At 60.9% G+C, this 23,010-nt stretch carries 18 protein-coding genes; 17 read left to right on the forward strand and 1 reads right to left on the reverse strand.

Going from position 1 to position 23,010, the window contains the following annotated elements:
• Window positions 1-4: 4 nt before the first annotated feature.
• Window positions 5-2,650, reverse strand: a complete 2,646-nt coding sequence (gene aceE / locus FQ192_RS14585) for a pyruvate dehydrogenase (acetyl-transferring), homodimeric type (RefSeq protein WP_133837944.1) — start codon at window positions 2,648-2,650, stop codon at window positions 5-7.
• Between the two features lie 383 nt (window positions 2,651-3,033).
• Here aceE and glnE point away from each other — a divergent pair, with 383 nt between their 5' ends.
• From glnE to FQ192_RS14670, 17 genes are all read left to right on the forward strand, one after another.
• A complete protein-coding gene (gene glnE, locus FQ192_RS14590; protein ID WP_149659224.1) occupies window positions 3,034-5,973 on the forward strand; it encodes a bifunctional [glutamate--ammonia ligase]-adenylyl-L-tyrosine phosphorylase/[glutamate--ammonia-ligase] adenylyltransferase in 2,940 nt (979 codons plus the stop codon).
• Between the two features lie 341 nt (window positions 5,974-6,314).
• On the forward strand, window positions 6,315-7,349 hold the full coding sequence (gene waaF, locus FQ192_RS14595) for a lipopolysaccharide heptosyltransferase II (RefSeq protein ID WP_149659225.1): 1,035 nt from the start codon (window positions 6,315-6,317) through the stop codon (window positions 7,347-7,349).
• A 1-nt stretch (window position 7,350) separates the two neighbouring features.
• The gene (gene waaC, locus FQ192_RS14600; protein WP_149659226.1) at window positions 7,351-8,412 is read left to right on the forward strand and encodes a lipopolysaccharide heptosyltransferase I; all 1,062 of its coding nucleotides are present in this window, start codon (window positions 7,351-7,353) and stop codon (window positions 8,410-8,412) included.
• Window positions 8,412-9,533, forward strand: a complete 1,122-nt coding sequence (locus FQ192_RS14605; protein WP_149659227.1) for a glycosyltransferase family 4 protein — start codon at window positions 8,412-8,414, stop codon at window positions 9,531-9,533. The genes waaC and FQ192_RS14605 overlap by 1 nt, the downstream gene beginning before the upstream one ends.
• Window positions 9,533-10,339 carry a lipopolysaccharide core heptose(I) kinase RfaP gene (gene rfaP / locus FQ192_RS14610; protein ID WP_149659228.1) on the forward strand — a complete coding sequence of 269 codons (807 nt, stop codon included), beginning with the start codon at window positions 9,533-9,535 and terminating at the stop codon, window positions 10,337-10,339. Before FQ192_RS14605 ends, rfaP begins: the two co-directional genes overlap by 1 nt.
• Entirely contained in the window at window positions 10,339-11,073 is a 735-nt protein-coding gene (locus FQ192_RS14615) for a lipopolysaccharide kinase InaA family protein (protein WP_149659229.1), read from the forward strand. The genes rfaP and FQ192_RS14615 overlap by 1 nt, the downstream gene beginning before the upstream one ends.
• Complete coding sequence (locus FQ192_RS14620) at window positions 11,070-11,822, forward strand: lipopolysaccharide kinase InaA family protein (RefSeq protein ID WP_149659230.1); 753 nt, start codon at window positions 11,070-11,072, stop codon at window positions 11,820-11,822. The genes FQ192_RS14615 and FQ192_RS14620 overlap by 4 nt, the downstream gene beginning before the upstream one ends.
• Entirely contained in the window at window positions 11,822-13,273 is a 1,452-nt protein-coding gene (locus tag FQ192_RS14625) for a lipopolysaccharide kinase InaA family protein (RefSeq protein WP_149659231.1), read from the forward strand. The genes FQ192_RS14620 and FQ192_RS14625 overlap by 1 nt, the downstream gene beginning before the upstream one ends.
• A 121-nt stretch (window positions 13,274-13,394) precedes the next feature.
• Window positions 13,395-13,730 (forward strand): YceK/YidQ family lipoprotein, encoded by a 336-nt coding sequence (locus tag FQ192_RS14630; RefSeq protein WP_178129125.1) that lies wholly within the window; start codon window positions 13,395-13,397, stop codon window positions 13,728-13,730.
• Between the two features lie 5 nt (window positions 13,731-13,735).
• Window positions 13,736-14,602 (forward strand): DUF3800 domain-containing protein, encoded by an 867-nt coding sequence (locus tag FQ192_RS14635; protein WP_149659232.1) that lies wholly within the window; start codon window positions 13,736-13,738, stop codon window positions 14,600-14,602.
• A gap of 227 nt (window positions 14,603-14,829) precedes the next feature.
• A complete protein-coding gene (locus FQ192_RS14640; RefSeq protein WP_133837954.1) occupies window positions 14,830-16,587 on the forward strand; it encodes a carbamoyltransferase in 1,758 nt (585 codons plus the stop codon).
• Entirely contained in the window at window positions 16,571-17,701 is a 1,131-nt protein-coding gene (locus FQ192_RS14645; RefSeq protein WP_149659233.1) for a glycosyltransferase, read from the forward strand. The genes FQ192_RS14640 and FQ192_RS14645 overlap by 17 nt, the downstream gene beginning before the upstream one ends.
• Window positions 17,701-18,597: an antimicrobial resistance protein Mig-14 gene (locus tag FQ192_RS14650; protein WP_149659234.1), complete on the forward strand. Its 897-nt coding sequence runs from the start codon at window positions 17,701-17,703 to the stop codon at window positions 18,595-18,597. Before FQ192_RS14645 ends, FQ192_RS14650 begins: the two co-directional genes overlap by 1 nt.
• Before the next feature lie 8 nt (window positions 18,598-18,605).
• On the forward strand, window positions 18,606-20,030 hold the full coding sequence (locus FQ192_RS14655) for a PIG-L deacetylase family protein (RefSeq protein WP_149659235.1): 1,425 nt from the start codon (window positions 18,606-18,608) through the stop codon (window positions 20,028-20,030).
• 58 nt (window positions 20,031-20,088) lie between these two features.
• The gene (locus FQ192_RS14660) at window positions 20,089-21,009 is read left to right on the forward strand and encodes a DUF6625 family protein (protein WP_149659236.1); all 921 of its coding nucleotides are present in this window, start codon (window positions 20,089-20,091) and stop codon (window positions 21,007-21,009) included.
• Window positions 20,972-22,126 carry a glycosyltransferase family 4 protein gene (locus FQ192_RS14665; protein ID WP_149659237.1) on the forward strand — a complete coding sequence of 385 codons (1,155 nt, stop codon included), beginning with the start codon at window positions 20,972-20,974 and terminating at the stop codon, window positions 22,124-22,126. Before FQ192_RS14660 ends, FQ192_RS14665 begins: the two co-directional genes overlap by 38 nt.
• The gene (locus tag FQ192_RS14670; protein ID WP_149659238.1) at window positions 22,123-23,007 is read left to right on the forward strand and encodes a glycosyltransferase; all 885 of its coding nucleotides are present in this window, start codon (window positions 22,123-22,125) and stop codon (window positions 23,005-23,007) included. Before FQ192_RS14665 ends, FQ192_RS14670 begins: the two co-directional genes overlap by 4 nt.
• Window positions 23,008-23,010 lie beyond the last annotated feature (3 nt).

A 23,010-nucleotide genomic window follows, 5' to 3' on the forward strand; every position in this document is an offset into this window, starting at 1 on the left:
CTCCTCAGCAGTCCAGTGGGTTGCGTTTTTCCGGGTTGATCCCGAACTTGACGATAGCTTCAGCCACCACCTTAGGTTCGATATCACCACGGTCAGCCAAGGCTTCCAGGGCTGCCAACACCACGAAATGACGGTCGACTTCGAAGAAGTGACGCAGCTTTTTACGGCTGTCACTGCGACCGAAACCGTCGGTGCCCAGGACTTTGAATTCCTTGGACGGGACCCACTGACGAATTTGTTCAGCGAACAGCTTCATGTAGTCGGTAGACGCGATGACCGGACCTTTACGGCCGTTCAGGCATTCTTCGACGTAGCTCAGCTTAGGCTTCTGGCCCGGGTGCAGACGGTTGCTGCGCTCCACGGCCAGGCCGTCGCGACGCAGTTCGTTGAAGCTGGTAACGCTCCACACGTCAGCGCCGACGTTGAACTCTTCACGCAGGATCTTCGCGGCTTCGCGGACTTCACGCAGGATGGTGCCGGAGCCCATCAGCTGAACGTGGTGCGCCGCTTCGCGGGTGTCTTCTTCGAGCAGGTACATGCCCTTGATGATGCCTTCCTCGACACCGGCCGGCATGGCTGGCTGCTGGTAGGACTCGTTCATCACGGTGATGTAGTAGAAAACGTCCTGCTGCTCTTCGGTCATCTTCTTCATGCCGTCCTGAATGATCACCGCCAGCTCATAGCCGTAGGTTGGATCAAAGGTGCGGCAGTTCGGGATGGTGCCGGCCAGGATGTGGCTGTGACCATCTTCGTGTTGCAGGCCTTCGCCGTTCAGCGTGGTCCGGCCGGCGGTGCCGCCGATCAGGAAGCCACGGGTACGGCTGTCGCCAGCGGCCCAGGCGAGGTCGCCGATACGCTGGAAGCCGAACATCGAGTAGAAGATGTAGAACGGCAGCATTGGCTGGTTGTGGCTGGAGTACGAAGTACCGGCAGCGATGAAGGAGCTCATGGCGCCCGCTTCGTTGATGCCTTCTTCGAGGATCTGGCCCTTCTTGTCTTCCTTGTAGAACATCACCTGGTCTTTATCGACTGGCTCGTAGAGCTGGCCGACGGACGAATAGATGCCCAACTGACGGAACATGCCTTCCATACCGAAGGTACGGGCTTCGTCCGGGATGATCGGAACGATGCGCGAGCCGATTTCCTTGTCCTTGACCAGTTGCGCGAGGATCCGCACGAAGGCCATGGTGGTGGAAATCTCACGGTCGCCCGAGCCGTCAAGGATGGCCTTGAGGGTGTCGAGTGGCGGCGTCGGGATGTTGAAGCTTTGCGCGCGGCGCTGTGGCACGAAACCGCCCAGTGCAGTGCGGCGCTCGCTCAGGTAGCGGGCTTCGGCGCTGTTGGGTTCTGGCTTGAAGAACGGCAGGTTTTCCAGCTCTTCGTCGCGTACTGGGATGTCGAAACGATCGCGGAACAGCTTCAGGCTTTCAACATCAACCTTCTTGGTGTTGTGCGCGGTGTTCTTCGCTTCGCCGGCACCGGTGCCATAACCCTTGATGGTCTTGGCCAGGATGACGGTGGGTTGTTCTTTGTGGTTGACCGCTTCGTGGTACGCCGCGTAGACCTTGTACGGGTCGTGGCCGCCACGGTTGAGTTTCCAGATCTCGTCGTCGGACAAGTCTGCAACCATCGCCTTGAGTTCTGGCGAGTTGAAGAAGTGTTCACGCACGAACGCGCCGTCTTTGGCTTTGTAGTTCTGGTATTCGCCGTCGATGACTTCGTCCATGCGACGTTGCAGGATGCCGTCGACGTCTTTGGCCAGCAGTGGGTCCCAGAAACGGCCCCAGATGACTTTGGTCACGTTCCACTGAGCACCGCGGAACACGCCTTCGAGTTCCTGGATGATCTTGCCGTTGCCGCGAACCGGGCCGTCGAGGCGCTGCAGGTTGCAGTTGATGACGAAGATCAGGTTGTCGAGCTTCTCGCGGCCAGCCAGGGAGATGGCGCCCAGGGATTCCGGCTCGTCGCACTCGCCGTCGCCCAGGAAGCACCAGACTTTCTGCTTGCCTTCAGGGATGAAGCCACGGGCTTCCAGGTACTTCATGAAGCGTGCCTGGTAGATCGCCTGGATCGGGCCAAGGCCCATGGATACCGTCGGGAACTGCCAGAAATCAGGCATCAGCCAAGGGTGCGGATAGGACGACAAGCCCTGGCCGTCGACTTCCTGGCGGAAGTTGTTCATTTGTTCTTCGGTGATGCGGCCTTCCATGAACGCACGGGCATAGACGCCTGGCGAGGTGTGGCCCTGGAAGTAGATCAGGTCGCCGCCGTGTTCGTCGGTCGGGGCCTGGAAGAAGTAGTTGAAGCCGATGTCGTACAAAGTGGCGCTGGAGGCGAAGCTGGAGATGTGACCGCCCAGGTCCGAATCTTTCAGGTTCGTACGCATCACCATGGCCATCGCGTTCCAGCGAACCAACGAGCGAATGCGGCGTTCCATGAACAGGTCGCCAGGCATGCGTGCTTCGTGGGTCACAGGAATGGTGTTGCGGTATGGCGTGGTGATGGCGTAAGGCAATTGCGAACCGCTGCGGGTTGCCAATTCGCCCATACGGGTCATCAGATAGTGAGCGCGGTCTTCGCCTTCTTTGTCGAGAACCGATTCCAGGGCGTCCAGCCATTCCTGGGTTTCGACGGGATCGAGGTCTTGCATGGCTTGCTCCAGGGCGGAAAGGCTTCCAGAATCGGTTGCCTGAGTTTGCGACTGGCCTTGTGGGCAGACGATATAAATTCTTGGATTGCCGAGAGGTTGTTCCGGCGGCGTGTAGTTTTACTACAAATCAACGGGCATTTCAGCCTTTCGAATGTATAGACGAGTAGTAAAACTACAGATGAATGGCTTGTGGCCTCCGGCTGCGTTGTGAGAATAATCGTTAAGGTTGGTCTTTTGCCAACCAGAAAAGGTGAAAGCTTGATGTTGGCTGCCAAAATAAAAGAAATTTCAGCTATTTCTAACCTTTGTTCGACAGTCGGTCACGTAGCGTGTTTTCAAGAATCACTACATGCAGCCCTTCACACGCCGATCAAGGATAGACCATGACCCTGCCTTCGCTTGCCGAACTGCCCGCCATTCTTGAGCCGTTGGTCACCCGTGCCGAGCAGTCGTTCCGTGCGGCCGTTGCCTTATTAGAAGACGATCATGGTCTGTCGACCTGGACGCCAGAGCGCTGGGAGCAATTCGCGCGCGTCAGCGCCGCCAGCGACTTCGTGATTGAACAGAGCGTTCGTGACCCTTTGATGTTGCTCGCGCTGGTGCAGTCCGGTGAACTGGATCGCGCTTTTGCCCCCGGCGAACTGTGCGCGCAGATTGCGGCGGCGGTGAATGCGGCGGAAAGCGAAGATGAACTCGGCCGGGTCCTGCGCCGTCAGCGCACCCGCCAGCAAGTGCGGATCATCTGGCGCGACCTGACCCGCCAGGCCGATCTGGTCCAGACCTGCCGCGACCTCTCGGACATGGCCGATGCCAGCATCGATCAGGCCTATCAGTGGTTGTACGCGCGGCATTGCCAGCAATTCGGCGTGCCCACCGGCCGGCGCAGCGGCGAGCCGCAGCAAATGGTCATCCTCGGCATGGGCAAGCTCGGCGCCGTGGAGCTGAACCTGTCCTCCGACATCGACCTGATCTTCGCCTACCCCGAGGGCGGCGAAACCGTGGGCGTGAAGCGCTCGCTGGATAACCAGGAGTTTTTCATTCGCCTGGGCCAGCGTCTGATCAAGGCCCTGGACCCGATGACCGTCGATGGTTTCGTGTTCCGCGTCGACATGCGCCTGCGGCCTTACGGTTCCGCCGGTGCACTGGTCTTGAGCTTCAACGCGCTGGAGCAGTATTACCAGGATCAGGGCCGCGACTGGGAACGCTACGCGATGATCAAGTCGCGGGTGGTGGCCGGCGATCAAGTGGCCGGCGCACAATTGCAGGAAATGCTGCGCCCGTTCGTATACCGCCGTTACCTGGACTTCTCCGCCATCGAAGCGCTGCGCACCATGAAGCAGCTGATCCAGCAGGAAGTGCGGCGCAAAGGCATGGCCGACAACATCAAGCTCGGCTCCGGCGGCATTCGTGAAGTCGAGTTCATCGCCCAGGCGTTCCAGCTGATCCACGGCGGTCGCGACCTGAGCCTGCAACAACGTCCGCTATTAAAAGTCTTGAGCACCCTGGAAGGTCAGGGTTATCTGCCGGCACCGGTGATCGCCGAGCTGCGCAATGGGTATGAATTCCTGCGTTACACCGAACACGCGATCCAGGCGATTGCCGATCGCCAGACCCAGATGCTGCCGGACGGCGCACAGGATCAGGCGCGGATTGCTTACATGCTCGGCTTTGCCGATTGGGATGCGTTCCACGAGCGGCTGATGTATTGGCGCGGTCGCGTGGCTTGGCACTTCGCTCAGGTGATTGCCGATCCCGATGAAGAGGAAGGCACTGAGGCCGAAGTGGTGGTCGGTGGTGAATGGCTGCCGTTGTGGGAAGAATCCCAGGACGAAGAGGCCGCGTGCCGGCAATTGGAGCAGGGCGGCTTTGCGGATGCTTCCAAGGCCCTGAAAACCTTGGCCAGCCTGCGCGGCAGTCCGCAGTTGCGCGCCATGCAGCGTTTGGGGCGCGAACGCCTCGATGCCTTTATCCCACGGTTGCTGGCCCAGGCGGTGGAACACGCCAATCCAGACCTGGTGCTGGAACGGGTGCTGCCCTTGGTGGAAGCCGTGGCCCGGCGTTCGGCTTATTTAGTGTTGCTCACGGAAAACCCCAGCGCCCTGCGTCGCTTGCTGACCCTGTGCGCCGCGAGTCCATGGATTGCCGAGCAGATCACCCGTTTCCCGTTGTTGCTCGATGAGTTGCTCAACGAAGGCCGGCTGTTCAAGCCACCGCTGGCGCCGGAACTGGCCGCCGAATTGCGCGAGCGCCTGACGCGGATCCCCGAGGACGACCTCGAACAGCAGATGGAAGCCCTGCGCCATTTCAAACTGGCGCACCGCTTGCGTGTTGCCGCCTCGGAAATCGCCGGCAGCCTGCCGTTGATGAAAGTCAGCGATTACCTGACCTGGCTCGCGGAAGCGATCCTCGAACAAGTGTTGGCCCTGGCCTGGCGTCAAACCGTGGCCAAATACGGCACGCCGCTGCGCACCGATGGCACCTTGTGCGATCCCGGCTTCGTGATTGTCGGTTATGGGAAGGTCGGCGGCCTGGAATTGGGGCATGGTTCGGACCTGGACCTGGTGTTTATCCACGATGGCGATCCGCAAGCGGAAACCGACGGGGCCAAGCCGATTGATGGCGCGCAGTTCTTTACGCGGCTGGGGCAGCGGATTATTCACTTGCTCACGGCGCAGACCAACTCCGGCCAGCTGTACGAAGTGGACATGCGTTTGCGACCGTCCGGTGCGTCGGGGTTGCTGGTGAGTTCCCTCGGGGCGTTTGCCCGGTATCAGGAAAACGAGGCCTGGACCTGGGAACATCAGGCGCTGGTACGGGCGCGGGTGCTGGTGGGCAGTCAGGAAGTCGGCCAGGCGTTCGAGAAGGTTCGGGCGGCGATTCTGGGCAAGGCCCGGGATCTGCCGACCTTGCGCCAGGAGGTCAGCGAGATGCGCGCCAAGATGCGCGATAACCTCGGCAGCAAGAGCACCGCCGCCGGCACCGGGGCAAATGCCTTCGAGGCCACGGCGCCGTTCGATCTCAAGCAGGACGCCGGAGGTATCGTCGATATTGAATTTATGGTGCAATACGCGGCCCTGGCGTGGTCCGAACAGCACCCGTCATTGCTGCGCTGGACCGACAACATCCGCATTCTGGAAGAGTTGGAAAAGGCAGGACTGATGCCCGTCGAAGACGCGAGCCTGCTGCGCGAGGCCTATAAAGCCTACCGCTCCGCCGCGCACCGACAGGCCTTGCAGAAGGATCCCGGGGTGATTCCAGGCGACCAGTTCGTGGACGAACGGCGGCAAGTGTCGCGGATCTGGCGTGAGCTGGGGCTAAGCTGAAGCTGACTTGGAATGTGGCTGGCTTTTGTGGCGAGGGGGCTTGCCCCCGTTAGAGTGCGAAGCGCTCCCAAATCAGATTGCGCGGTCCGTCAGATGAAAATGCAGTGGCAGGTTTTGGGTCTGCTTCGCAACCCAGCGGGAGCAAGCTCCCTCGCCACGAGATTTATGTAAATTGACACAGATGTCATAAATACAATGTGTATAAATTGACTCGAATATGCATGAAATTGATCCGACGAGCCCCAACCGGCTCGTCCAAATGACCTGCCGGCCAAGGCTGCAGGTGCTGGATTCTCGAGGCGGGGAGGCGTATGCCTCCCCGGTTCGTTTTTGGAAACCACATGAAAATTCTGATCGTTGGGCCCAGTTGGGTCGGTGACATGGTGATGGCGCAGACACTGTTTCAGTGTCTCAAGCAACGCCACCCGCAGTGCGAAATCGACGTGCTGGCCCCCGAGTGGAGCCGGCCGATCCTTGAGCGTATGCCCGAAGTGCGTCAGGCCTTGAGCTTCCCGCTAGGCCACGGCGCCCTTGAGCTGGCGACCCGTCGGCGCATCGGCAAATCCCTGGCCGGCCAGTACGACCAGGCGATCCTGCTGCCCAATTCCCTGAAGTCGGCGCTGGTGCCGTTCTTCGCCGGCATCCCGAAACGCACCGGCTGGCGCGGCGAATTTCGCTACGGCCTGCTCAATGACGTGCGCACCCTGGATAAAGAACGCTACCCGTTGATGATCGAGCGCTTCATGGCCCTGGCCTACGAGCGTGGCGCTGAGCTGCCGCAACCGTATCCACGGCCGAGCCTGCAAATCGACCCGATCACCCGCGAAGCCGCACTGGCCAAATTCGGCCTGACCCTGGATCGTCCGGTATTGGCCCTGTGCCCCGGCGCCGAGTTTGGCGAGTCCAAGCGCTGGCCGTCCGAGCACTACGCCAAGGTCGCCGAAACCAAGATCCGCGAAGGCTGGCAAGTCTGGCTGTTCGGTTCGAAAAACGATCACGCGGTGGGCGAAGACATCCGCGCGCGGCTGATTCCCGGTTTGCGTGAAGAGTCGGTGAACCTCAGCGGCGGCACGTCCCTGGCCGAGGCCATCGACCTGATGTCCTGCGCCGATGCCGTGGTGTCCAACGACTCCGGCCTGATGCACGTCGCCGCTGCGCTGAACCGTCCGCTGGTGGCGGTCTACGGCTCGACCTCGCCGGGCTTCACGCCGCCGCTGGCCGAGCACGTCGAGATCGTGCGCCTGGGCCTCGAATGCAGCCCGTGCTTTGATCGCACCTGCCGATTCGGCCATTACAACTGCCTGCGTCAGTTGGAGCCGCAACCGGTCAATGAAGCCTTGCAGCGGTTGCAGGGCACTGTGGTCGAGGTCAATTAGTTTGCGGGTACTGTTGATCAAGACTTCCTCGCTGGGCGACGTGATTCACGCGTTGCCAGCGTTGACCGACGCGGCGCGGGCGATCCCCGGCATCACGTTCGACTGGGTGGTGGAAGAAGGCTTCGCCGAGATTCCGACCTGGCACCCGGCTGTGGGCAAGGTGATCCCGGTGGCGATCCGGCGCTGGCGCAAAAACATCTGGCAGACCATCAAGAGCGGCGAGTGGAAACGCTTCAAACAAAGCGTTCGCGCCACTAAATACGATTTGGTGATCGACGCCCAGGGCCTGCTGAAAAGTGCCTGGCTGACGCGCTACGTCAAGGCGCCGGTGGCCGGGCTGGACAAGGATTCGGCTCGCGAGCCGATGGCTGCGCGTTTCTACTCCCGACGTTTGTCCGTGGGCCGTGGTCAGCACGCGGTCGAGCGAGTTCGTCAGTTGTTTGCGTTGGCTCTGGGCTACGACTTGCCCAAGGGTTTGGGCGATTACGGGCTGAGCGTCGAGCGCCTGGTGGAACTGCCGCGCAAGAATCCGTACGTGCTGTTCCTGCACGGCACCACGTGGGACACCAAGCACTGGCCCGAAGCTTACTGGCGCGAGTTGGCCGAGCGTGTCGGTCACCTCGGCGTGGCGGTGAAGCTGCCGTGGGGCAATCCGATCGAGAAGGCCCGCGCCGAGCGCATCGCCGCCGGTTTCCGCCATGTCGAAGTGCTGCCCAAATTGAACCTGGCCGGTGTCGGCAAGGTTTTGGCCGGCGCGCAAGCGTGCGTGGCCGTGGACACTGGCCTCGGTCACTTGGCCGCCGCGCTGGACGTGCCGACCCTGTCGCTGTTCGGCCCGACCAACCCGGGCCTGACCGGCGCCTATGGCAAGGCGCAGATTCACATCGCCAGCGACTTTCCCTGCGCGCCGTGCCTGCAAAAGAAATGCACCTATCAACCGACGGCCGAAGACGCCCGTCAGTTCGACCTGAAACGCGAGTGGCCTCTGTGCTTCACGCGTCTGAATCCCCAGCGTGTCGCCAGCCGACTGAGCACGTTGTTACTGGCTGAGGAGCTGCGCTGATGCAATTGGCTTTTGTCCTTTATAAATATTTCCCGTTTGGCGGATTGCAGCGCGATTTCATGCGCATCGCCCTGGAATGTCAGCAGCGCGGGCATCAGATTCGCGTCTACACGCTGATCTGGGAAGGCGACGTGCCGTCGGGTTTTGAAGTGCTGGTGGCGCCGGTCAAAGCGTTCTTCAACCATCGGCGCAACGAAAAGCTCAGCGAATGGATGGAGGCCGACCTGGCCAAGCGTCCGGTGGATCGCCTGATCGGTTTCAACAAGATGCCGGGCCTGGACGTCTACTACGCCGCCGACGGCTGCTTCGAAGACAAGGCGCAGAACCTGCGCAACTCGCTGTACCGGCGCTGGGGCCGCTACCGGCACTTCGCCGAATACGAGCGCGCGGTGTTTGCCAAGGACGCCAAGACCGAAGTGCTGATGATTTCCGAAGTGCAGCAGCCGCTGTTCATCAAGCATTACGACACGCCGCTGGAACGCTTCCATCTGCTGCCACCGGGCATTTCCCAGGACCGTCGCGCGCCAGCGAATGCCGCCGAGATTCGCGCCGAATTCCGTCGCGAGTTCAACCTCAAGGATGACGATTTGCTGCTGGTGCAGATCGGCTCCGGGTTCAAGACCAAGGGTGTGGATCGCAGCCTCAAGTCATTGGCGGCGTTGCCCGCTGATCTGAAGAAACGCACCCGGCTGTTTGTAATTGGCCAGGATGACCCCAAATTGTTCCAGATGCAGAGCGCCACACTGGGGCTCGGCGACAACGTGACGTTCCTCAAGGGTCGCAGCGATATCCCGCGTTTCCTGTTGGGCGCCGACTTGTTGATCCATCCGGCGTACAACGAAAACACCGGCACGGTGCTGCTTGAAGCGCTGGTCGCCGGGTTGCCGGTGCTGGTCAGCGCGGTCTGCGGTTACGCCCATTACATCGCTGAGGCCGACGCCGGCCTGGTGCTGGACGACCCCTTCGAGCAGGCGCAACTCACGCAGTACCTGACCGGCATGTTGAATGACGCTCAAGCACGGGCGGCCTGGAGCCGCAACGGTCTGGCCTTCGCCGAGACGGCCGACCTCTACAGCATGCCGCAACACGCGGCCGATGTGATTCTGGCGGAGCACGCTTAATGAAGTTGATGCTGGCTGAACCGTTCAAAAGCCTTTGGGCCGGACGTGACCCGTTCGCCGAAGTCGAGGGCTTGCAGGGCGAGGTGTACCGCGAGCTTGAAGCGCGCCGGACCCTGCGCACTGAAGTGAACGGCAACGGGTTTTTCGTGAAAATCCACCGTGGCATCGGCTGGGGCGAGATCTTCAAGAACCTGCTCACCGCCAAGCTGCCGGTACTCGGCGCGGGCCAGGAATGGAAAGCCATCCAGCGCCTGCAAGACGTCGGCGTGCCGACCATGACCGCTGTGGCGTACGGCGAGAAGGGCAGCAACCCGGCGGACCAGCACTCGTTTATCGTCACCGAAGAACTGGCGCCGACCGTCAGCCTCGAAGATTTCAGTATCGACTGGGTCAAGAGTCCGCCTGAGCCGAAACTCAAGCGCGCACTGATCGCTGAAGTCGCGCGCATGACCGGCATGATGCACCGCGCCGGGGTCAACCATCGCGACTGCTACATCTGCCACTTCCTGCTGCACACCGACAAACCGGTGTCGGCCGACGACTTCAAGCTCTCGGTGATCGACCTGCACCGCGCCCAGACCCGCCCGGCGATTACCCAGCGCTGGCGCAACAAGGACCTGGCGGCGCTGTACTTTTCGGCCCTGGACATCGGCCTGACCCAGCGCGACAAATTGCGTTTCCTCAAGGGCTACTTCCAGCAGCCATTGCGCCAGATCCTGGCCGAGGAAGCGGCGCTGCTCGCCTGGCTCGAAGGCAAGGCCAACAAGCTTTACGACCGTAAACTGCGATACGGGGATGCGCTCTGATGCCGGGTTGGAGACTGGAACCTGCTTACAGCGATCTGGCGGAAGATTTTGGCAGTCTTGAGGCGGTCTTCGCGCTTCAGGGCGAGCGCCTGACGCGCGACCCGTTGTCCGAGGTGATTCGAGTCGAGCGCAACGGCGTCAATTATTACGTCAAGCGCTACGTCGGCGCTGGCAAAGGCCTGCGTCGTTACCTGGGCAAGCCACGAGTGAAAGCCGAATGGCAGAATCTCAAGCGCTTCGCCAAGTGGGGCATCCCCACCGCCGAAGTGGTGGCCTGGGGCCTGGAACGTCGTGGTGCGGCGTACGACCGTGGGGCGATGATCACCCGCGAGTTGCCGCACACCGAAGACTTGTCGGCCCTGGCTGACCGGCATGACCCGAAACTGGCGGATCGCGCCTGGGTCGACGGTGTCAGTCGGCAGTTGGCGGGTTACACCCGGACCATGCACGACAATCGCTTCACTCATAACGATTTGAAGTGGCGCAACCTGCTGATCGATGACGAAGCCAAACTGTTCCTGATCGATTGCCCCAACGGCGATTTCTGGCGCGGCTTCTGGCTCAAATACCGCATCACCAAGGACCTGGCCTGTCTCGACAAGGTGGCCAAGTATCACCTGTCCGCTACCCAGCGCCTGCGCTTTTACCTGCAATATCGCGGACGGACCCGGCTCAACGCGGCCGACAAAAAACGCATCCGGCACGTGGTGAGATTCTTCGAGGGACGCGAATGACTGATTTTCTGGCCGCTGAAGACCAGGTGCTGCTTGAGCGCCATGGTCTCAGCACCTTCGACGCCCTCTGGGCCAAGCAGCTCGACGCGGTGGATGAACCCAACACCGCGGGTGGCGGCTGGAGCAGTGTGTTTCGGCTGGACCTGGAAGGTCAGGGCTTTTACCTCAAGCGCCAGAGCAACTACCTGACGCGGACCTTGCATGCACCGTTCGGCGAACCGAGTTTTGCTCGCGAGTTTCGTAACATCACCCGCTATCAAAAGATGGGCATCCCGGCGCTGCAAGCGGCGTTCTTCGGTGAGCGCAAGGTCGACGGCGAAGTCCGGGCGATTCTGCTGACCCGTGCCCTGGATGGCTGGGATGACCTGGATTCGCTGTTGCAGCGCTGGTCGGACCTGAGCCCGGCGCAGCACTCGGCGATTCTGCACGCCTGTGGGCAACTGGCGCGGCGCCTGCATGGCGTGCGACAGGTCCACGGTTGCTTCTACCCCAAACACATTTTCCTGCGGGCCACCGGCGACGGTTACCAGGCGCAATTGATCGACCTGGAAAAGACCCGGCCCTTGCTGTTCGGTCAGCGTGACCGGATCAAGGATCTGGAACCGTTGCTGCGTCGGGCGCCGGAATGGACCGAAAGCCAGCTGCGCGAGATGTTGGCCGGCTATGTGGATCAGTCGCCAGCCAGTTCGCTGGTAGACACCTGGGTTTCACGACTCACCGCGCGGCGCAGTCACAAGGAGACGCGTTGATGCGTTTGTCCGACCTGAAAAACGCCGGCCGCAGCCCGAGCCTGCCGTTGAACATTCCATTGGCCGATGCCGCCGGGCCTGCCGAGTTGCAACTGTTGAGTCTGTTGCGGGTGTTGCCGGGGCAGCGTTATGTGGGCGCGGGCGTCTGGCGCGGTCGGCCGGTGCTGGCCAAATTGCTGGTCGGCAGCAAAGCGGCGCGGCATTTCCAGCGTGAGCGCGATGGCGTGCGTTTGCTCGCCGATCAGGGCCTGACCACGCCGCAGTTGTTGGCGGATGGGCTGAAGGACGGCGAGGGCGGCTGGCTGCTGTTCGAGTTCATCGAAGGCGCCGAGAGCCTGGGGGACACCTGGAAAAAAGTTGAACACCAGCCAGTGCTGGCAGACATGCAAGGTGCCGTGCTGGCCGAGGCGTTGGGCGCCATTGGCCAAATGCATCGCAAGGGCCTGTGGCAGGAAGACTTGCATCTGGACAACCTGCTGCGTCAGCGCGGTCGGTTGTACCTGATCGATGGCGGCGGCGTCTGCGCCGAAACCCCTGGCCAGCCGCTGTCGCGACAGAAAGTCCTGGAAAACCTCGGGGTGTTTTTCGCCCAGTTGCCCAAGTCGCTGGAACCGTTCACCGAAGAACTGCTGGTGTATTACCTGTTGAGCAACGGCGAGCACGCGTTGCCGATGGAAGCCTTGCAGAAGCAGATCGACAAGGTTCGTCGCTGGCGTTTGAAAGACTTCCTGATCAAGTGCGGCCGCGAATGCACGCTGTTCAGCGTCCAGCGCGGGGCCTTCGGCTTGCGGGCGATTCGTCGCGAGGAAGAAGCCGCGATGGTGCCTGTGCTGGAGCAGGCCGATGCCTTGCTCGATCGGGGCCACTTGTACAAGACCGGCGGCGCGGCGAGCGTCGGCAAGGTTGAGGCGGGCGGGCGCACGCTGGTGATCAAGCGCTACAACATCAAGGGCTTTGCCCATTGGCTCAAACGCTTCTGGCGCCCGAGCCGCGCCTGGCATTCCTGGCGTGAAGGCAATCGACTGGCATTCCTGGGTATCGCGACACCGAAGCCGTTGGCGGTGTTGGAGAAGCGTTTTCTCTGGCTGCGCAGCCGGGCTTATCTGGTGACCGAGTACCTATCGGGGCCGGACATCATCGAGCGCTTTGCGCCGTATGTTGAGAGTGGTGCTGCGCCGGAAAATGAACTGCTGGCGCTGGATCATCTGTTCGCGGAACTGATTCGCGAGCGGATCAGCCATGGCGATTTCAAGGGTCACAATCTGTTCTGGCAGCAGGATCGTTGGGCGCTGATCGATCTGGATTCGATGTGTCAGCACGGCTCGGCGGGCAGCTTCGCCCCGGCGTATGCGCGGGATCGGGCGCGATTCATGCGCAACTGGCCTGAGAGCAGCGCGCTGTATCAGGTGATTGATCAACGATTGCCGAAGGACATCTCCAGCCCGGTCTGAATCCCGATCCGTCATCGGAGGACAAGTTCTTAAGAACTGTCCTACATGATCCACAGACCCCATGAACTGTGCCCTGAACAACCCCGATGCTAGTTTGCCTGACGATTTCGACAGGCAGATTTTGATGAAGAAAATGGCGGTTGTACTGGGCGCATGTTCACTGACCTTATCCGGCTGCGGCACCGCGCTGACGGTGCTGCAAGACGACGCCGACGCCGCTCGCGGCCTCAGGAAACAAAAGACCTATTGCCAATCCATCCCCCGCGTCTACAGCGGCCTGGCCTATGACTTCTGCGTACTGAACGCACCGCCCGACCCCACCGGGGTTCTGGTGCCGCTGGTGTTGCTGGATTTGGGCCTGTCGGGGGCTCTGGATACGGTGGTCTTGCCGTACACGATCTATCGGCAGGGCACCGACGGCAATATCGCGATTTATTGGCGGGCGGGGCGTGGGTAACTCACTTGCCTCAACAACTCTTTCTTTTTGAAAACCAAAGCGATAGCGATAGCGAAGCCAATGCTGATAGGAAGAGGCTGTTGCCTTCGGCTGGGAAGTACAGCGACTTCATCGTTTATGTCGACGAGAGCGGCGACCATGGAATGCAAAAGCTAGACCCAAACTATCCAATGTTTGTGTTGGCATTCTGTGTTTTTCATAAAAGGCATTATTGCGAAAAGGTCATTCCTTCCCTTCAGAAATTTAAATTCAATCACATGGGGCACGATCTGATCGGTCTGCATGAATTGGAAATTCGGAGGGAAAAGGGCGAATTTTCCGGACTCTTCCTGTCCAGGCAACACAAACATGCCTTTCTCGATGAGCTGACGGACATTATTGAGGCCAGCAATTTCGTCCTGATCAGTTGCGTGATCGACAAGGCCGTCCTCCGCGAAAAAGAGGGATCTGTTCACAATCCTTATCACGTCGCACTCGGCTTCTGCTTGGAAACGCTTTATGAGTTTTTGCAGGAAAAGAACCAGCAGAGCGCATTGACTCATGTGATTTTCGAGCGACGGGGGAAGAGAGAGGATAACGAGCTTGACTTGGAGTTTCGCCGCATGCGCGATGGCGCGAACCGATTGGGCTTTAAGCTGCCGTTCGAAATCGTCTTTGCAACCAAACAAGTGAATTCCACGGGGCTACAGCTGGCGGACCTCGTTGCAAGACCCATTGGTATGAGCGTTTTGCGGTCGGGGCAGGAAAATCGTGCCTTTGACGTGCTCAAACGTAAGTTTTATTGCAGTGGTGGCCGTAATCATGTGGGAGAGGGTTTCGAAAATTGGGGTTTAAAGATTTTCCCGCGCTCAGAAAGCGAAAAGCCCCGATGAAACTCACCGAGGCTAGAACGCCGACCAGGTTCTCCCAGTCCACTTGCGCAGGAGTCTATGTCGTGGTCGCGTGTCTGTCAACGCGCGACCCCGCCGCTTCCCGCTAGAGGTTTGCCAGCGCTTTTACGCTATAATCCCGCCCTTTAGCTGTCTCTCGCCCCTTGCGAGGGCACATTAATTTTTGAGGCGCTTGTCGCCTGAATGCAGACTAAAGAGGCTAGACCCCTGTGGCATTGACGATTCTTGGCCTGTCCGGCGCCCTTAGCCATGATCCTTCCGCAGCCTTGTACATCGACGGCAAGCTGGTCGCGGCGGCTGAGGAAGAGCGCTTCGTACGCGATAAACATGCAAAGAACCGCATGCCCTACGAATCGGCGAAGTTCTGCCTCGAACAGGCAGGCATCAAGCCGTCCGACGTTGACGTGGTCGCGATCCCGTTCGCCCCGATCAGCCTGTTCGGCAAGGCGCGCTGGCACTACGCCAAGCGTTACTGGTACGCCCCGGACCGCGCCCTCGACGCGATCCTGATGGGCAACCGTCGCTACAAGCGCTATCGCAACAAGATCGTGTTCTGCCTTGAGCAACTGGGCTTCGACCCGAAGAAAATCAAGATCGAGCCGGTCGAGCACCACCTGGCCCACGCCTCCAGCGCTTACCACTGCTCCGGTTTCAAAGAGAAAACCGCGATCCTGGGGATCGACGGCAAGGGTGAGTACGCCACGACCTTCTTCGGTTATGGCGAAAACGGCAAGATCCACAAGATCAAGGAATTCTTCGATCCGGACTCCCTCGGCGGCCTGTATGGCGCGATCACCGAGTTCCTCGGTTTCGAGATGCTCGACGGCGAGTTCAAGGTCATGGGCATGGCGCCGTACGGCGACGCCAGCAAATACGATTTCTCGCGCCTGGCGTCGTTTGAAAACGGCGAACTGGTGATCAACACCGACTACGCCAACGTCATCGGCCTGCGTCGATATAAAGAGAAGGGCAAAGGCTTCTACTTCTCGCCGAAGCTGATCGAGTGGCTGGGTCCAAAGCGCGAAGGCGACATCGCCGACGAGCCGTACATCCACTACGCCGCCAGCATGCAAGCGCTGTTCGAAAAGATCTCGCTGCAGATGATCGACCACTACCTGGGCGACGTGCTCAAGGAAACCGGCAAGCTGGCCTTCGCTGGTGGCTGTGCGTTGAACGTCAAGCTGAACCAGAAAATCATCGCCCGCGACGACGTCAAGGAACTGTTCGTGCAGCCTGCGTCGGGTGATGCCGGTACGGCGGTGGGTGCAGCGGCCTATGTGTCCCACGCCCGTGGCGTACCGGTCGAGAAGATGGAACACGTCTACCTCGGCCCGTCCTACAGCAACGAAGACGTGATCGCCGCGTGCGCCCGTCACCCGAGCAAGCCGGCCTGGCGCAAGATCGAGAACATGCCGGAAAACATCGCCAAGATCATGGTCGACGGCAACCCGGTGGCCTGGTTCCAGGGGCGCATGGAGTTCGGTCCGCGTGCCTTGGGCGGTCGTTCGATCATTGGTTGCCCGAGTGCCACCGGCGTGGCTGACCGTATCAACCACCAGATCAAGTTCCGCGAGCGCTGGAGGCCTTTCTGCCCGTCGATGCTCGACACCGTGGCCCCGCAGATGATCAAGGTCGATCACCCGGCGCCGTTCATGACCTTCACCTTTGAAGTGGCGGAGGAGTGGAAGACCCGCGTGCCGGAAGTCGTCCACGAAGACGGCACGTCCCGGGCCCAGGTGCTCAAGCGCGAATACAACCCGCGCTACTACGACATGATGAAAGCGCTGGAAGTGCTGACCGGCAACGGCGTGTCGCTGAACACCTCGCTCAACCGTCGTGGCGAGGCAATGATCTGCTCGCCGACCGACGCCCTGAACATGTTCTTCGGCTCCGACCTGCAATACCTGATCATGGAAGACATTCTGGTGGTCAAAGAAGGCGCGGACGCTTATGACACGCTCGGCTGAACGCCATGTGCTGCAGTTCTGCCACGGCTATGACGGGCCGTTCCTGGACTGCGCCCGGCAATACGCCAGCCTGTTCGCGGGGACTGGCTATCGGGTGACCACGGTCTTCTTGACCGGGGCCGCCGATAGCGAAGTCGCCGCGGGCTGCGCTTCCGACGAAGTGCTGTTCATGGAATACAGCTCCAAGGCCATTCGCGGCCTGAAGCTGGGCGCCATCGGCGATCTGCGCAAGATCGCCGCCTCGCGCAACTTCAGTTTCTGCATCGCCCATCGCTTCAAGCCGATCTACATCGCCTTGCTCGGCACCTCGTTGCCGGTGATTGGCGTGCACCACGCGTTTGGCGATTACAAACGCGGTACGCGCAAACTGTTCGCGCACATCTTCCGCAAGCGCTTGAGCCTGCTCGGCGTGTCCGATGCGGTGCGCGACGACATGCGCCAGTGCCTGCCGAAATGGCCGGCGGCGCGGATTCAGACGCTGTACAACCGTATCGACGTGCAGGCGTTGCAGGTCACTCAGGTGTCGACTCGCGAGGCCCGGGAAACCCTCGGTCTGGCGGCGGACGCCTGGGTGGTCGGCAACGTCGGGCGGCTGCACCCGGACAAGGATCAGGCCACGCTGCTCCACGGTTTTGCCGCAGCGTTGCCGGGTTTGCCGGGCAATAGCCAACTGGTGATTCTCGGTTCCGGTCGCCTGGAACAGAACCTCAAGGACCTGGCCCGTGAACTCGGGATCGGCGATCGCGTGCTGTTCCTCGGCCAGGTGCCTGACGCCCGACGTTACTTCCGCGCTTTTGATGTATTTGCCCTGAGTTCCGATCACGAACCGTTCGGCATGGTGCTGCTCGAAGCCATGGCCGCCGGTGTACCGTTGCTCGCCACGGCCTGTGGCGGGGCGAAGGAAGTGGTCGAAGGCGTGGGCATTCTGTTCCCGCTGGGCGATGCCGAGCACCTGGCGCAAGGGTTGCAACATTTGGCCGCGATGAACGAGCAGCAACGTCGCCAGTGTGCCGAGCTGATGCTCGACCGCTTGCGTGAGCGCTTCTCCGACCGCGCGGTACGCGAGGCTTTCTGGCATTTGCCGCACGTTACCGAACTGGCACAGAGGGGCTGATGCTCAACCGATTTCAAGGCTGGCGCGAACGAGGCTGGGCGTCGGTTGACGCCTCGACGTATGCCGATGCCTGGCAGCGTTTTGGCGGCAGTGTCGCTACCCATCCCATCGTCGTCGAGCGCCTGGCCGCGCTGGCGCAGATTCCGGTGCGCTACCTGGCCTGGGAGCACGATGGCGACATCAAAGCCGCGATCCCGACCTGGGGCCGCGACCTCGCACTGTCCAAGGACGTGCTCAAGCGCAGCGGCAAAAAAGGCCTGTTCGACCTCGGCAACGCCGAGCTGATCCTGCCGGCCGCCGCCGAGACCCTGGCCCCGTTGCGTCATCGCGGGCGTTACTTGTCCGCACTGAACGAAGGCCGCTTCACCGGCATCAAGTTGCAGACCGAACAACTGGCCATGGCCCGCACCCCCGAAGAACTGTCGAAGAAGTTTCGCTACAACCAGCGTCGCGAATTGCGCCTGCTGGAAGAGGCGGGTGGCGTGGTGCGGCCGGTCAGCGAGTTTTCCAGCAGCGAACTGGCGGCGATTTACTGCGACCTGTTCCTGCGGCGTTGGGGCTTCCCGGCGACCGGCGCGGCGCGCATGGCCGAGGTGATCGAGTTGCTGCGCGAGTTGCTGATCGGCTCGGTGATATTCCTCAACGAGGCGCCGATTGCGATTCAACTGGTGTATCGCGTCGAAGCCCCGGAGTGGATCAGTGTCGAGTACATCAATGGCGGCGTCGACCCGGAAACCCGCGAGTTCAGCCCCGGCAGCGTGCTGAGTTTCCTCAATACCCAAAGCGCCTGGGAACACGCTCGCGCGTTGGGTAAACCGTTGCGGTTTTCCTTCGGTCGGGCCGACCGTGAATACAAGGACCGCTGGTGCAATCCTGTGCCGGTCTTCACCGTATGAGCCAGCCCATGAGTCGCAAACAGCAACTGCTCAAGCGTCACCGTCGCAACAAGCGCATCGGCCTGCTGATCGCGCTGGCGCTGTTGATCGTCATCGGTCTGCTGGTGGCCTGGTGGTTGCCGCTGGTGCTGGCGGTCCTGGGCTGGATCGCCCACGAGGCGTGGTTTGCCGACCATTTGTTCTATTCGCCCAAAGACGATTACCAGTACAGCTTCCCGCCCTACACCCAGCGGCCCAAGGTCCATCTGGTGGGCGAGCATCTGCGGCTGGATGAAGGCGTGATGCTGGTCGACGACGCCACGCTGGTCCTGGCGTTGCGGGTCAAGAGCACCTGGCTGGGCCGTTTTATCGACCCGGTGATCGAGTTGGCGGGTGGTAACCACCCGGACCGGCAAACCTTCGAACGCGGCGTCGATGGCCTGCGCTACTTGAACCTGACGGGTCAGTCGCACGTGCTGTCCCAAGGGCAGTTGCGTTTGCGCGGGCGCTTCTGCCGGTTGCTCGGCGAACCGGTGCTCTGGGCCTTTGAACAACCGGATTACCACCGTCAGCGGGTCATGGTGATCGCGCCCCACGCCGACGACGCCGAACTGGCGGCCTACGGTTTGTACAGCCAGGCCAATGAAGCCTGGATCGTCACCCTTACCGCCGGCGAAATCGAAGCCGAACATTATCAGCAGATGGGTCTGAACAAGGTTGAAGCGGCGCGGCTCAAGGGCCGCTTGCGCGCCTGGGACAGCATCGCCGTGCCGCGTTGGGCTGGCGTGCCGCAAGAGCATTGCGTGCAGTTGGGTTATTTCTGCCTGCAACTGGCGGCCATGAAAGCGGCGCCATCGCAACCCATGGGATCACGGGAAGCGGAGCTGGGCGACACCCGCCTGTTCCGCCAGTTGAACCCGTTTACCCTGCCCGGTGACGCCGACGGGGCGCCGACCTGGAACAACCTGCTGGCCGACCTGCGTGAAGTGCTGTTGCGAGCCCGTCCGGAGGTGATCGTGCTGCCGCACCCGACCCTCGATCCGCATCCCGATCATATCTGCGCCCAGGAAGCGGTCCTCGAAGCGCTCCGTGGCCTGGACTGGCAGCCGACGCTGCTCGGCTACGCCAATCATCTGCACGATAACGATCGCTGGCCGATGGGCAATGAGGGCCATGGCGTCGCGCTGCCGCCGGCGTTCGATTCGTCCATGCCCATGCAGCCGTGCTGCCTGCCGATGTCCATTGAGCAACAGCGCGACAAGGCGATGGCGCTGGGGATGATGCATGACCTGCAACCGCCCATGCCGTTCAAGCGACGTTTGCGCCGCTGCATACAGCGACTGTTGGCGGGGCGGGTACCGCCGACTTATGGCGAGAACGAGTTCTTCCGTAAAGCGGTCAGACGCCATGAATTGTTGTGGGTTTTGAAGCATACAGATACATCTGCACAGTAAAAATGAAGCATGACGCGGTTTAGCATGGCGTCAAATCAACCAGCCGTGACTTTGTGTAATGGACCAGCGCCCGCGTATTCTTTTTCTGATTCCTTACTTCGGCCAATGGCCGTTCTGGATGCCGTTCTTTCTGGAGAGTTGCAGGCGTAACGCCGACATCGACTGGCTGCTGTTCAGTGACTGCGGCACGCCTGAAAATCTGCCACCCAATGTCACCGTCGAGGCCATGACCTTCAGTGATTATTGTGCGTTGGTCTCACGGCGCTTGAAGATCGACTTTGCGCCCACTGCCGCTTACAAGCTGTGCGACATCAAGCCGGCGTTGGGGCATATTCATGTCGACCGCCTGCAAGGCTATGATTTCTGGGCGTTTGGCGATATTGATCTGGTGTATGGTGACCTGCGAAGTTACTTCACCCCGGATCGCTTGGCCGGTTATGACCTGTTTTCCACCCATGAGCGGCGGGTTGCGGGGCATTTGTGCCTGATGCGCAACACCGCGCGCAAGCGTGAGTTGTTCATGCAGATCAAGGGTTGGCAAAAGCGTTTTACCGACCAGGAGCATCACGCGCTGGACGAAGGGGCCTTCAGCCGTATCTTCCACTGGCGCAAGAATTTTCCCGAGCCTCTGTTCACCCTGGTGGGCAAGCTCAATCCGTGGCGTCGCCGCAGCGAGTTCACCGAGGCCTTCAGCACGCCGGGTGGCTGCATCAAATGGCATGACGGCACGGACGATTTTCCGCGTCACTGGTATTGGCGCGATGGCAGTTTGAGCAATGATCGCGATCGCGATGGCGATCGCCGGTTTCCGTACTTCCACTTCGTTTGCTGGAAACGCAACGAGTGGTCACGGTTGACCCCACCCGATCCAGCCGAGGTCAGGCGCCTCGCCGCCGAACCGGTCTGGGTCATCGATGCGACTGGTTTCCACGGGGAGAGTTATGAGTCAACGGTCAAAGGTTCTGCAACTGCAGCCTGACTACAACGTCAAAGCCCATGATTTTGCCGACCTGGCAGAGCAGATCGTCAAGGCGCTGCCAAGCGATCGCTATGAGGTGACTGCCGCGTTCCTGCGCAGCAAGCCGGGGCCAGGCGAGGCGGTGAGCCGTGCCGACCGTTCGGTGTATTTCGAGTTTTCCGACAAATCCCTCAAGGGCATGCGCCTGCGTGCGATGTGGGCGTTGTACAAGTTTTGCCGCGCCGAAAAATTCGACGTGGTGATCTGCAACCGTTTCAAACCCGTGAACATGATGCTGACGCTCAACCGTTGGCTGAAAGTGCCGCTGTGCATCGGCATCTCCCACGGCTTCGGCGAGTACGACCGGTTTTACCGGCGCCGCCAGACCCAGCGCCTGGTGGATCGTCACTGGCGCTTCGTCGGCGTCTCGCCGGCGGTCAAGCAGTACCTGTTGGATGCCGACTGCGGCTTTACCGACCAGAACACCTACGCCATTACCAACGCCATCGACATCGAGCAGGCCGAAGGCTTGCAGCACAGCCGCGAGCGCGCCCGCGAGATGCTGGGCATCGATCCGTCGGTGCGACTGATCGGCGCACTGGGCCGTCTGGTGCCGGTCAAGGGTCACACCTATCTGTTGCAAGCGTTTGCCGCGCTCAAGGACAAATACCCCGACACCCAACTGGCGATCATCGGTGCCGGGCGCGAAGAAGCGAAGCTGGCGGCGGAGATCGAACGCCTGGGCCTGACCGGCCGGGCGCACCTGCTGGGCTTCAAGGAAATCGCCTTGCAGTACATTCGCGCGTTCGATGTCTGGACCATGCCGTCCCTGGCCGAAGGCCTGGGCCTGGCGCTGCTCGAAGGGATGAGCGGGCATCTGCCGGTCATCGCTTCGAACGTGCCGGCGATGCTGCCGCTGATCGAGGGCGCCGGTGGTCTGGCGATTACCCCGAAAGATGTGCCAAGTCTGGTCGCGGCGCTGGATAACTACCTCGCCCTGTCGGATGAAGAACTCAAGGCCAAGGGCGAGCAGGCGTTCCGATATCTGCAGACCGAACACGACATCGAGGTGTTCCGCCAGGAATACCTGAACCTGATCGACTCCGGCCTGGAACAGGCTCGCAAGGAACCCAAATGAACGACGAGCAACCCATCGTCACGGTCATTATCGCGTCGTACAACCACGCTCCCTACATCGAGGAAAGCATCCTCAGCGTCGTCAACCAGACCTATCCGAACATCGAATTTCTGGTGGTTGATGATGGTTCAAAAGACGACAGCGTCGAGCGCATCAAGGCGTTGCAGGCGCAGCATGGCTTCGACTTTCGCGTCCAGGAGAATCAGGGGCTGACCAACACGCTCAACGGCGCGATCGCCCGCTCCAAGGGCAGCCTGATCGTGCCGTTCGGTTCCGATGACATCATGTTGCCGGAACGCATCGCCACGCAGGTGGCGTACATGGACGGCAAGCCCGAGGTCGGCATTTGCGCCGGCAACATCGAGCTGATCGACGCCGACGGCAATCTGTACCCGGAGAAACGCCAGCGCCGGGATGTACCGTTCCGTCGTCTGGATTTCGATGACATGTTCCTGGAGCGCAAGCCCTATCCACCGGCGCCGACCCTGATGATCCGTCGTGAAGCGCTGGACAAGGTGGGCGGGTTCGATACGAACATCCGCCTGGAGGATTTGCTGATCGAACTGAAGGTGACCCGTGCCGGTTACTTCATCGATGGCCTGAATGTGCTGATGGCGCGCTATCGCAAGCACGCCACCAATTCCTACAAGAACCACCGCTTCATGATCGACAACATCCTGCGGTCCTACGCGCTGTTCAGCGATCATCCGCTGTACGACGAGGTGCGCTACAAGTTCCTCAGCTCGATGTTCCTGAAAACCGCCAACCGCGACCGCAAACTGGCGCGGGAGCTGCTGTCGCAGATCCCGTTCAAGGCCTGGAACAAGAAGACCTGGCGTGGTCTGGGGCGACTGTTCTTTTCGCCGCTGGAAAAGGACTGAATC

It is taken from the genome of Pseudomonas sp. ANT_J12 (assembly GCF_008370045.1).
Taxonomy (GTDB): Bacteria; Pseudomonadota; Gammaproteobacteria; order Pseudomonadales; family Pseudomonadaceae; genus Aquipseudomonas.

What these genes read in the sequence shown, in the direction of transcription:
- aceE (WP_133837944.1), bottom strand. Translation starts at nt 2,650, where the DNA reads ATGCAAGACCTCGATCCCGTCGAAACCCAGGAATGGCTGGACGCCCTG.
- glnE (WP_149659224.1), top strand. Translation starts at nt 3,034, where the DNA reads ATGACCCTGCCTTCGCTTGCCGAACTGCCCGCCATTCTTGAGCCGTTG.
- waaF (WP_149659225.1), top strand. Translation starts at nt 6,315, where the DNA reads ATGAAAATTCTGATCGTTGGGCCCAGTTGGGTCGGTGACATGGTGATG.
- FQ192_RS14605 (WP_149659227.1), top strand. Translation starts at nt 8,412, where the DNA reads ATGCAATTGGCTTTTGTCCTTTATAAATATTTCCCGTTTGGCGGATTG.
- rfaP (WP_149659228.1), top strand. Translation starts at nt 9,533, where the DNA reads ATGAAGTTGATGCTGGCTGAACCGTTCAAAAGCCTTTGGGCCGGACGT.
- FQ192_RS14615 (WP_149659229.1), top strand. Translation starts at nt 10,339, where the DNA reads ATGCCGGGTTGGAGACTGGAACCTGCTTACAGCGATCTGGCGGAAGAT.
- FQ192_RS14620 (WP_149659230.1), top strand. Translation starts at nt 11,070, where the DNA reads ATGACTGATTTTCTGGCCGCTGAAGACCAGGTGCTGCTTGAGCGCCAT.
- FQ192_RS14625 (WP_149659231.1), top strand. Translation starts at nt 11,822, where the DNA reads ATGCGTTTGTCCGACCTGAAAAACGCCGGCCGCAGCCCGAGCCTGCCG.
- FQ192_RS14645 (WP_149659233.1), top strand. Translation starts at nt 16,571, where the DNA reads ATGACACGCTCGGCTGAACGCCATGTGCTGCAGTTCTGCCACGGCTAT.
- FQ192_RS14650 (WP_149659234.1), top strand. Translation starts at nt 17,701, where the DNA reads ATGCTCAACCGATTTCAAGGCTGGCGCGAACGAGGCTGGGCGTCGGTT.
- FQ192_RS14655 (WP_149659235.1), top strand. Translation starts at nt 18,606, where the DNA reads ATGAGTCGCAAACAGCAACTGCTCAAGCGTCACCGTCGCAACAAGCGC.
- FQ192_RS14660 (WP_149659236.1), top strand. Translation starts at nt 20,089, where the DNA reads ATGGACCAGCGCCCGCGTATTCTTTTTCTGATTCCTTACTTCGGCCAA.
- FQ192_RS14665 (WP_149659237.1), top strand. Translation starts at nt 20,972, where the DNA reads ATGAGTCAACGGTCAAAGGTTCTGCAACTGCAGCCTGACTACAACGTC.
- FQ192_RS14670 (WP_149659238.1), top strand. Translation starts at nt 22,123, where the DNA reads ATGAACGACGAGCAACCCATCGTCACGGTCATTATCGCGTCGTACAAC.